We start from the raw sequence: 10,692 nt of genomic DNA on the forward strand, positions 1-10,692 counted from the left end.
CCTGAGGGTATGTCTCTTGAAGCTGCTGTGATGATTCCTGATATGCTTTCTACTGGTTTTATGGGTGCTGAAAATGCCAATATTCCTATGGGTGGTTCTGTTGCTGTGCTTGGTATTGGGCCTGTTGGTTTAGCAGCTATTGCTGGTGCTAAGTTACAAGGTGCTGGGCGAATATTTGCTGTAGGAACTCGTCCTAAAGCAACTGAAGTAGCTAAAGAATATGGTGCAACTGATATGATATCATATAAAGAAGGACCTACTGATGAGCAGATTTTAGAAGCAACTAATGGTGAAGGTGTGGATGCTGTGATTATAGCTGGTGGTGGATCTGATATATTGTTAGATGCAGTTAGAGCAGCAAAAGCAGGGTCTGTAATTTCAAACATTAATTATTTTGGAAGTGGGGAAACTTTACCTATCTGTCGTGAAGGATGGGGATTCGGTATGGCTGATAAAGACTTTGCTACTGGTTTATGTCCTGGTGGAAGGGTAAGAATGGAAAGATTAGCTGATATTGTGACTCATAATCGTATGGATCCTGGACTTATGGCAACACATGTTTTCCATGGATTTGATAAAATAGAAGAAGCACTACTCTTAATGAAAGAAAAACCAAGAGACCTAATCAAACCAGTAGTCATAATCGACGAAAACCTATAGTAATATTTAAGGAAATATTTATAGTAATATTAATAAGTAATATTTATGGTAAATCTAATGATATTATAGCTATATACAAATTCATTTGTTTTTATAGCTATTTTTTATCATTTTATCATTTTATTATTTTATTATTTTTACTATTTTATTATTTTTAATTAATTTTAATTAATTTTTCAATTTTTATATTACTAAATCTGTGAATTTTTTAGAATTAGGAGGATTTTATGTTAATAGTTTTAGCTAAAGCAACAGCAAAAGATGGTATGGTTGAAAATATTGTAAATAATGCAGAAACATTAATTGAAGCTACTCGTGCTGAAGATGGATGTATTGATTATAATTTACATAATTCAACTGAAGATGATAATATTCTTGTATTTGTTGAAAAATGGGAATCAGAAGAATTTTTAAAATCTCATTTGAATCAACCTCACTTTATAGAGTTTGGTTCAGCTATTGAAGATTTATTAGCTAAAAATTTAGAGATTTCTGTTTATTCATCAGAAGAAATAGATTTATAATATTTTCTAATATATTTTTAAATATATTTTTAATTATTTTTTAAAATATTTTATAAATATATTTTTTAATTATCTCTTAAAATTAAAAATTATCTTTTATTTTTATTTATTTTTATTTATTTTCAGTGCCTATTTTTATAATTCTTTTTATTTTATTTTAAAATATTTCACCTTAATATTATTTCACCATATTAATATACTAAAATAATCTAATATTATATCATGATTGTCAATGCAGACTTACATGTCCATAGCTGTTTTTCTATGGCAAGTTCAAAAGACATGGTAATAGATAATATAGCTCCTCAAGCAAAGCTAAAAGGACTTCAACTAATGGGAACTGGGGATGCTCTTCATCCAGGTTGGTTAGATATAATTGAGAATAGTACTGAATATATTGGGGATGGTGTTTATTCAACTAATGACTGTGACTTTGTACTTACAACTGAAATAGAAGGAGAAAAGAAAATTCATCACCTTATATTTATTCCAACAATTGAAATAGCTAGGGAAATAGGGGATAAATTAGTATCTACAAACAAATATAAAGATGGTCGTCCGAGAACTAAGATGAATGGAATAGAAATAATGGACTTAGTCAAAGAATATGATTGTTTGATTGGGCCTGCTCATGCTTTTACTCCATGGACTGGAATGTATAAAACATTTGATAGTATTTATGATTGTTATGGTCAAAAACCTGATTTTTTAGAACTTGGTTTATCTGCAGATACTGATATGGCCGATACAATCAAAGAGCTACAAGATATCCCATTTCTTTCAAATTCTGATGCACATTCTCCATGGCCACATAGATTAGGTAGAGAATTTAATCAAATCGAACTTCAAGATATTTCATTTTCCTCTCTTAAATCTTCGATTAAAAATAACAAAATCAAAGCAAACTATGGTTTAGTTGCAAACTTAGGAAAGTATCATATGACTGCCTGTACTAAGTGCTATAAGTTAATTGATCCAGAATTAGCTATAGAAAATAAGATGAAATGTAGTTGTGGAGGCACTATAAAAAAAGGAGTAGATTTCAGAATCTCACAAATAGCTACTTGGGACAAACCACATCACCCTGATTTTCGCCCACCTTACATACATTTAATGCCACTAGCTGAAATCATTAGTATGGTCTATGATAAAGGAGTCACAACAAAAACAGTTCAAGGTAAGTGGAAAGAGTTGATTGATAATATTGGAAATGAAATTGAAATATTAATAAATACTCCAATTGATAAAATAGCTAATATAAATCCAGAGATAGTTCCAGGCATAGAAGCATTTAGAAATAAATCACTACATATTTCTCCTGGTGGTGGAGGCAAATATGGTGAAATCTCTTTTGAAGAAAAATTAGAAGAAAGAAAAGTAGAAAAATCTGATAAAGTAACTTTAGATAATTTTTAAAACATTAAATAATTTTTTACTTTTTTTATATTTTCATTTTTATATTTTTATTTTTATATTTTTATTTTTTCATTATCTGACTTTATATATGTAATATTTTTAATCAAATAATTCTTCAAATAAATTTATTTTATAATTTAGCTATTCAAAATATTAATAAAATTATAAATATCTTCTTGTTTCTTTTTTATAATTTTTGTAATCTTCTTTATAAATAGCTAGAAGATGCTTTTCTTCATTTAAAATTTGTTTATGAACTCCAATAATAAATATTAAGGTCATTATTATAAACAATGTTGTTGGATAAATTAATGTAATACCAATAAAGTACATGTCCATAAATAAAAATATAGGATTTCTTGAATATTTAAATATTCCATTTTTAACTAGTTTGCCCTGATTATCTGAATCGATTCCAACTCTCCATGAATTTCCAAAAGAAATTAAAGCAATTAAAAAGATCACTAATCCTATATAACATAATATTATTCCAATATATTCTAAATAGCTATTTTTTAGAATTGTGTCAAATATAATTGGAATTTGAACATTTAAAGATATTAATAAAATTAAAATAGTCCATAATATTAAAAATGGAAATGTTAATTTTTCTAATAAGCTAGTTAGTTTATTTGAATCTTTACCTAAAACAATTACTTTAATTCCTGTGTTTGATAGTAATAAAGTTCTTCCTATGAAAAGTGTGTAAAAAATTAACAAACTTACTATTACAAGAATGTTTGGCATATTTTTATCCCCCATTTTTAAAATTTTCAATTTTTAAGACTTGAAAATACAAATATTTTTAATATTTTTTCCATTTGTAATGTTTATATTCATATTTTCAAATTTTCCTAATTTTTTAATTCTTAAAAAATTAGTTATTTCCAATTCTCAATGCATTAGCTACAACTAGTAATGTTAGTCCCATATCTCCAATCAAAATTGCTTCCCAAAGTGATACATAGCCTATAACTCCTAATATGGCTAAAATAGCTTTAATAGTTAGAGGGATAGCTATGTTTTGTTTGATAACTTTCATAGTTTTTTTAGCTAAGTTGATTAAATAGTCAACTTTTGATAAATTATCTTGCATTAAAACTATATCTGCTGTTTCAACAGCTACATCAGCTCCATCCATTCCCATAGCTATTCCAACATTAGCTCTTGCAAGGGAGGGGGTATCATTTACTCCATCTCCAACCATAGCCACATCTTTGTATTCTTTAGCTACTTCTTCTACAATATTGACTTTATCTTCTGGAAGAAGATTTGGATAGTAATTATCAAGGTTAAGGTTTTCTGCTACAGTTTTTGCAGTAGCTGAATTATCACCAGTTAACATTATAGTTTCAATAGATTTTTCTTTGAGACTTTTAATAGTTTCTGGACCATTTTCACGAATTTTATCAGATAAACTTATGAAACCTAATATTTTGTTTTCAGTTCCAACAATAACACTAGTTTTTCCTATACTATCAAAGTTATTAGATTTATCGGATTTATCAGAATTATTATTATAATCATTATAACTACTATAATAGGAATCAATATCATTTTTTAGATTATCATTGAAATCAAATAGTTCTTTTTTACCTACATAAAAAGTTTCTCCATTGATTTCAGCTGTTAATCCTTTTCCTGCTATTGATTGGAAATTATGAACTTCTTTTTCTTCTAAATATGTGTTATTCTCAGTGTTATCTGTATCAATATTTTTATTTTTTATATAATCATCAAATGCTTTAGCTATAGGGTGTTTAGATTTTTTTTCTAAAATAGAAGCAATTCCTATCACTTCATTTTCACTGAAATCATTTATTGAACTTACATTAGTTATTTCTAACTTACCTTCAGTAAGAGTTCCAGTTTTATCAAACATTATAGCTTTTATTTTAGCTAATTCCTCTATATATTCTCCACCTTTAATAATTATACCATTTTTAGTTCCTGCTGTAATAGCTGAAACTATAGAAACTGGTGTTGAAATAGCTATTGCACAAGGACATGAAATAACTAATAAGACCAATGCTCTATAAACCCATTCATTAATATTCTGACCAAAAAGTAATGGTGGTATGATAGCTACAAACATAGCTAATATAATAATTGATGGAGTATAATATTTAGCAAATTTATCTACAAAAAGATCTATTTTTGCTTTTTTTTCTTCTGATTCTTTGATTAAATCAATTATTTTTGAAAAAATTGTTTCACTAGATTTTTTCCTAACTTCTATTTCTATATATCCATCTTCATTTATAGTAGAAGCATAAACTTCATCACCTTTAGACTTAGTAGCTGCTAAACTTTCACCAGTAATTGATGATTGATTGACTGAAGTCATTCCTTTTACAATAACTCCATCTATTGGAATTTTATCTCCAGGTTTTACAATTACAATATCTCCAATAGAAAGGTCTTTTACATTTACTTCAATTTCTTTTGTTTTATTTTCCACATTTCTTTTTACAGTAGCTATATCAGGAGATAATTTTACTAATGTTGAAAGTGAACGTTTAGACCTATCTAAAGAATAATTTTCTAGATATTCTGCAAGGAAGAATAGTAAAATTAGTGATGCACCTTCTCCTCCATCTCCAAGTAGAAATGCACCTATAGTAGCTATAGTCATTAATAATTCTATTTTAACTTCCTTTTTTAGTAATGATTTTATCCCATATCTTATTATGCCTTGTCCAACTATTACTACTACTATTAAATAGATTAATTGAGAAATTAAATCTTGATTGAAAATATTACCTAGATTAAAACTTAAAGTAGACACAAAGTATCCTATTAAAAATATAATAACTCCTATTCCAAGTATAATTAATGGTTTTTTTGTGTCTTTTTCTTCAATTTTATCTATATTTTCAAGTAATCCTTGTTCACATCCACAACCTTGATGTTCATCATGATCATGTTCGCAACCACAATCTTCTTCTTTGATTGGTTCATCTTCGCAACCACAGCTTTCTTCGTTGTCTGGTTCATCTTCGCAACCACAGCTTTTTTCTTCTATAGGCTTATTTTCACAGCTGCAATTTTCTTCTTTAGAATTTTCTTCTTTGCAATCACAGTTTTCTTCTTCAATTAAACGATTATTTTTGTTTTTAAGATTCATAATCAACTGCCTTTTTTATCATTGATATAATTTCTTCGTTTTGTAAGGAATAAAAGATTTGTTTATTTTCTTTTCTAAATTTCACAATATTTTTATTTCTAAGTAATCTTAATTGATGTGAAATTGCCGATTGGCTCATATCTAAAAGCAATGAGAGCTCACAAACACAAAATTCTTGATAGCTAAGTGCACATAATATTCTTACTCTATTATAATCTCCAAGTGTCTTGAAAAGATTAGCTATTTCATGATATGTTTCATCACTAGACATTTTTTCTGTAACTTCTTCAATAACTCCTTCTCTAATACTTTTTATTTCACAACCTTGATTTGACATATGAGTATATATTCATATGTTCATATTTAAATGTTTCTATATCAAATTTATTTTTTATTTTTTTATTTTTATAAAAATTTGATTAAAAATAGTATATTTTATGAAATTATAAAAAATTTAATTTTAGAAGTATAATTTTAAAAATAAATTTAAAAATATAATTTTTAAAAATAATAAAAATATAAAATTATGTTATTAAAAATATATTATAAAAATAGTAAATTATAAATAATTATCATGACATATATTAATATCATATTTTATTAGAATTCTGTATATAACCTCATTAATTTGAGTTTTTTTTATATTCTTTTTAACACATATGTACAGATTTCTGTTTTGTATTGATAATTTGCATTTAAATAGAGTTATATTTAACAATTTTATTATTTTTCTATAATAAATATTCTTTATTTAAACTTAGATAATTAAAAAATTTTGCAATTATCATTTATAGATAAATAAAACAGTTAAATTAATATTTAATTGAGTCGGTAATATGAAATTATCTTAGCATATTTAATAGTAGGATAATTCAATAATATATGATTGTAGATTATTATAATATGTAATATACTTATAATAATGCTCTGCTAGTCATAAATCTATTCCATAGCTTAATTTTTCAATTATCTATGGATATTGTTAATTTTTAAATAATTAATTTTTTTAAATTAATTTTTTAAGAATTGTTTCTTATTAATAAATTTAATATATTACAGGGGATGTTTCTATGAAAAATCAATATAACAATAATTATGATGCTGATAATCAATATGATAATTCAAATGGTTTAGAATTAGGGGATATGATTGGTTTATTTAAAAAAGTTGCTGATAATCCCGTTTCAAGCCGTATTCTTCAAAAAACTCTAGAGTATTGTGAAAAAGATGGTTCTTCTAAGCTTGAAAGTTCATTAAAATATTATTTGGGTAAAAAAGATGATGTTTGTTTTAATTGTAAAGTTTTATCTAAAGCTGTAGGTTACATTGTTAAAAAAGGAGCCAATAGTTTTGGTATGACTGTTGATGAACTTAAAGAAGCAATGGCTGATGAGTATTGGATAAAAGGTTTAACAAGTGTTATTAAAGGTATTGCTCTTTTTGGGGTTAATAAACCTTTTGTTCCAGGAGCTCCTTTCCAAATTGTTTGGAATATTACAAATGCATGTAATTTGCGATGTGTTCATTGTTATGAAGGAGCATCAGTTAAACGAAAAGATGAACTTTCAAAAGATCAAATTATTAATAGTTTGGAAGTTATGGGAGAGGTTGGAGTTACTTCAATAGCTTTTTCTGGTGGTGAGCCTACTATTCATCCAAATATATTAGATTTTATTAATTCAGCTCAAGACAATGGAATGTTTCCAGCTATTGCTACTAATGGTTATACATTGAAAGATAAGGAAAAAGCTAGTAAATTTGTTGATAATGGGTTAGAATTTGTTCAAATAAGTCTAGATGGTTTAAATCCTGAAACTCATGATTCTTTTCGAAAAGTAAATGGGGCATGGGATCGAGCTGTTCAATCAATAGAAAATTTTGTAGATATGGGTATTTTTGTAGAGGTAGCAACTACTGTAACTGAACATAATGTTGATGAAATTCCAGAAATGATTGATTTCTTAAAAGATATCGGTATTGATTGGTTTATGTTATATAATTTTATTCCTACAGGAAATGGGGCAGAAATTTTAGATTTAGACCTATCACCACAAGAACGAGAAAATCTTCTTGTTAATGCTTATAGTAAAAATAGTGATGATATGCAGATTCTCTCTACAGCCCCGCAATATGCATCAGTTGTTGACAATATAAATTCAAACAATAATAATATTGATGATGATTCAAATATTATTCCAACTCATTTTTACAATGCAGAATATAGTAATCCTATGATAGCCCAATTAGCTGATTTTATTGGGGGCTGTGGTGCTGGAAGGTTTTATATGAATATTGAACCTAATGGGGATATGTTTCCATGTGTATTTTTCCCTCATGATGATGATGTAAAATTAGGAAATATCATCACTGATGATTTTGAATATTTATGGGCGAATAATAATACTTTAAAACAGCTCAGAAATAAAGAAATTCTCAAAGGCCATTGTGGAGTATGTGATTCTCATAATATTTGTGGAGGTTGCAGAGCCAGAGCTTATAATTATTTTGGAGACATTTTAGCTCCTGATCCTGGATGTACTCATAATCAAAAAGAGTGGGATATTTTGAAATCTAAAATAGTTGAAGAAAAAGTGTCTGTAGCTGCTGATTCTAGTGAAGATTATCTGATACTTGATTTTAATAAATAATTAATCGATTGATATTAATTTTAAATATTGATTTGTAAATATTGATTAAAAGTATTAATTTATAAAATATTGTAATAAATAATTGAAATAATAATATTAATGATAAATAGTGACTGGAAAATTAAATTGATATATAATTAAACTGTCACGGGTGATTATATGAGTAATTATGATGTACTTTTAATAAATCCAATTGATAATACTGCTGTTAAAAATGGTTTAGGATTAAATGTACCTCCTTTAAATTTGATGTATCTTGGTGGAATGCTTGAAGAAAATTCTTTTTCTGTTAAAATATTAGATGATGATTTGTATCAGGAAGGGTCTGAGAAAATTTCAAATATTGTTTCGAAAATAGATCCTCTAGTTGTAGGAGTTACAGCTACTACAGCTACTATAAAAGAATCTTTAAAATATATTAGAGCTGTTAAAGAAAAATTACCTAATGCTTTAACGGTTATTGGAGGCCCACATAGTACTTTTTTACCTGTAGAAACTCTAAATGAAGAACCAAACCTTGATGTAGTTGTAATAGGTGAAGGTGAAGAAACTTTAGTTGAAGTGGCTGATAAATATTCAATTTATGAGAATATTGAAAATTTTTCTGATATTAAAGGAATAGTTTATAGGGATCGGATTTCTAGTGGCAGAATTGATAGTGCTGCGATTGATAGTAATAATGTTGATATTGATAGGATTTCTAGTGATGGAATTTATAAGGGTAGAAATCATAATGAAGGATTTCACGGTGAACAAATTAAAATTAATGAACCTCGTCCTTTGATTAAAGATTTAGATAGTTTACCTTTCCCTGCAAGACATCTTATCCCATTCAAGTCATATAAATTATCCAATCAAGCTGGAGGAATGATAACTAGTAGGGGTTGTCCTTATTCTTGTAATTATTGTTCATCTTCTCTTATAATGGGTAAAAAATTCAGAACAAGAAGTCCAGATAATGTAGTTGATGAATTGGAAGTTTTAGTTGATAAATATGGTCTTAAGGATGTTGCTTTTTTAGATGATATTTTCATGTTAAATAAAAAAAGAGCTAAACTAATTGCCGATGAAATTAAGAGAAGAAATATTGATGTAAGTTTTGTAGCTTCTTCAAGAGTTAATACTGTTGATAAATCACTTTTAGAATCTCTTAAAAATGTTGGTATGAAAACTTTGTACTGTGGTGTGGAATCTGGGTCTCAAAGAGTGTTAGATCTTATGAAAAAAGGAATTACTCTGCAACAAGCTAGAGATGCTTTTAAAACTGCTAAAGAAGTAGGTGTTGATGTTATTGGCTCTTTTATTTTAGGATATCCTGGTGAAACTTCTAAAGAAATGGATGAAACCATTAATTTTTCCATAGAGTTAGATCCAGATTATTCTCAATATTCTATATTAACTCCTTTTCCAGGAACGCCCATACATTCACAATTAAATGATGGAAATCTCCTTTCCACAAATGGATGGGATGATTATACAGTTCTTAAATCTGTTATTAATTATGAAAAGTTGGGTTTAAGTAAAAGCTTCGTTGAGAGAAAATTAGCTAAAGCATATATTAAATTTTATACAAGACCAAAATATCTTATTAAACATAGAAATATGTTTAAAGTTCTCCTTCAAACAATTCATAGGAGTTTTATCAGACCAATTTTTAGACAAGAAACTCCTAAAGGATGGTATAATGCACTTAAAGAGGAATAATGCTCTCTTTCATGACAATTAATTGGTTTATTAGTATATTTGGGATATAGTTCTTTTTACTTTTTTTATTTATTATTTTTTGCATTTTTTGATATTTTTATATTTATTTTATGATCTTTTAGAAAAGTAATCGAATAAATAAAATTAAAGCTTATTATGCTGTAAATAGCTAAATTTCTTTATTTAAATTATTCCTTATGGCTAATAATATTAAAAATAATATAATTTTTATCTAGTTGATTTATCAATTATTAATAAGTCAATTATATTATCATTGAATTATAGATTAAATTTAATTAAAAAATTTAAAGTTTAAAATAAAAATAAAAAAAGTAATAAATAAAAAATAGAAGAAAGGATAAAAAGAGTTAATTTATCCTTTGAATTGTTTTGGTTTTATTTTTAGTGTTTTAAGCTAATTGATTTTTTGTTGTTAGCTAATATTATTTCTTTGTTTTTGTTTTTTGGGTCAATTTGGAAGTGTGCTATGCAGTATCTGTGGTTTGCTTTGTCTGGGAAGTAGCTGACGATTATTGATATTTTCTTTCCTGGAGCTATTGATTTGATTTTGATGTATTTGGTTTTGATTTTAACTCCGTTTCTCATATGGAAA

9 protein-coding genes are annotated in these 10,692 nt (G+C 26.7%); 5 read left to right on the forward strand and 4 right to left on the reverse strand.

Annotated elements, in window-relative coordinates; genetic code table 11:
* From KQY27_RS05385 to KQY27_RS05395, 3 genes are all read left to right on the forward strand, one after another.
* On the forward strand, window positions 1-660 hold a 660-nt coding region (locus tag KQY27_RS05385), incomplete at its 5' end, for a zinc-binding dehydrogenase (protein ID WP_224425554.1).
* Between the two features lie 227 nt (window positions 661-887).
* The gene (locus KQY27_RS05390) at window positions 888-1,184 is read left to right on the forward strand and encodes a putative quinol monooxygenase (protein ID WP_224425555.1); all 297 of its coding nucleotides are present in this window, start codon (window positions 888-890) and stop codon (window positions 1,182-1,184) included.
* A 222-nt stretch (window positions 1,185-1,406) separates the two neighbouring features.
* The gene (locus KQY27_RS05395; protein ID WP_224425556.1) at window positions 1,407-2,600 is read left to right on the forward strand and encodes a TIGR00375 family protein; all 1,194 of its coding nucleotides are present in this window, start codon (window positions 1,407-1,409) and stop codon (window positions 2,598-2,600) included.
* Between the two features lie 162 nt (window positions 2,601-2,762).
* On the opposite strand, the gene KQY27_RS05400 is transcribed toward KQY27_RS05395, so the two are convergent.
* From KQY27_RS05400 to KQY27_RS05410, 3 genes are all read right to left on the reverse strand, one after another.
* Window positions 2,763-3,347 (reverse strand): isoprenylcysteine carboxylmethyltransferase family protein, encoded by a 585-nt coding sequence (locus KQY27_RS05400; RefSeq protein WP_224425557.1) that lies wholly within the window; start codon window positions 3,345-3,347, stop codon window positions 2,763-2,765.
* A gap of 130 nt (window positions 3,348-3,477) precedes the next feature.
* Window positions 3,478-5,727 (reverse strand): cation-translocating P-type ATPase, encoded by a 2,250-nt coding sequence (locus KQY27_RS05405; RefSeq protein WP_224425558.1) that lies wholly within the window; start codon window positions 5,725-5,727, stop codon window positions 3,478-3,480.
* Entirely contained in the window at window positions 5,717-6,064 is a 348-nt protein-coding gene (locus tag KQY27_RS05410; protein WP_224425559.1) for a metalloregulator ArsR/SmtB family transcription factor, read from the reverse strand. The genes KQY27_RS05405 and KQY27_RS05410 overlap by 11 nt, the downstream gene beginning before the upstream one ends.
* A 733-nt stretch (window positions 6,065-6,797) precedes the next feature.
* On the opposite strand from KQY27_RS05410, the gene KQY27_RS05415 reads away from it, so the two are divergent.
* Together KQY27_RS05415 and KQY27_RS05420 are read left to right on the forward strand one after the other, a co-directional pair.
* Window positions 6,798-8,375 carry a radical SAM protein gene (locus KQY27_RS05415; RefSeq protein WP_224425560.1) on the forward strand — a complete coding sequence of 526 codons (1,578 nt, stop codon included), beginning with the start codon at window positions 6,798-6,800 and terminating at the stop codon, window positions 8,373-8,375.
* A 159-nt stretch (window positions 8,376-8,534) separates the two neighbouring features.
* Complete coding sequence (locus KQY27_RS05420; RefSeq protein ID WP_224425561.1) at window positions 8,535-10,079, forward strand: radical SAM protein; 1,545 nt, start codon at window positions 8,535-8,537, stop codon at window positions 10,077-10,079.
* A gap of 402 nt (window positions 10,080-10,481) precedes the next feature.
* On the opposite strand, the gene KQY27_RS05425 is transcribed toward KQY27_RS05420, so the two are convergent.
* The coding region (locus KQY27_RS05425; protein WP_224425562.1) for a hypothetical protein at window positions 10,482-10,692 on the reverse strand (211 nt) is incomplete at its 5' end.

The sequence above is a fragment of the Methanobrevibacter sp. TMH8 genome, from assembly GCF_020148105.1.
Classification (GTDB): domain Archaea; phylum Methanobacteriota; class Methanobacteria; order Methanobacteriales; family Methanobacteriaceae; genus Methanobinarius.

What these genes read in the sequence shown, in the direction of transcription:
- KQY27_RS05420 (WP_224425561.1), top strand. Translation starts at nt 8,535, where the DNA reads ATGAGTAATTATGATGTACTTTTAATAAATCCAATTGATAATACTGCT.
- KQY27_RS05400 (WP_224425557.1), bottom strand. Translation starts at nt 3,347, where the DNA reads ATGCCAAACATTCTTGTAATAGTAAGTTTGTTAATTTTTTACACACTT.
- KQY27_RS05405 (WP_224425558.1), bottom strand. Translation starts at nt 5,727, where the DNA reads ATGAATCTTAAAAACAAAAATAATCGTTTAATTGAAGAAGAAAACTGT.
- KQY27_RS05410 (WP_224425559.1), bottom strand. Translation starts at nt 6,064, where the DNA reads ATGTCAAATCAAGGTTGTGAAATAAAAAGTATTAGAGAAGGAGTTATT.
- KQY27_RS05395 (WP_224425556.1), top strand. Translation starts at nt 1,407, where the DNA reads ATGATTGTCAATGCAGACTTACATGTCCATAGCTGTTTTTCTATGGCA.
- KQY27_RS05390 (WP_224425555.1), top strand. Translation starts at nt 888, where the DNA reads ATGTTAATAGTTTTAGCTAAAGCAACAGCAAAAGATGGTATGGTTGAA.
- KQY27_RS05415 (WP_224425560.1), top strand. Translation starts at nt 6,798, where the DNA reads ATGAAAAATCAATATAACAATAATTATGATGCTGATAATCAATATGAT.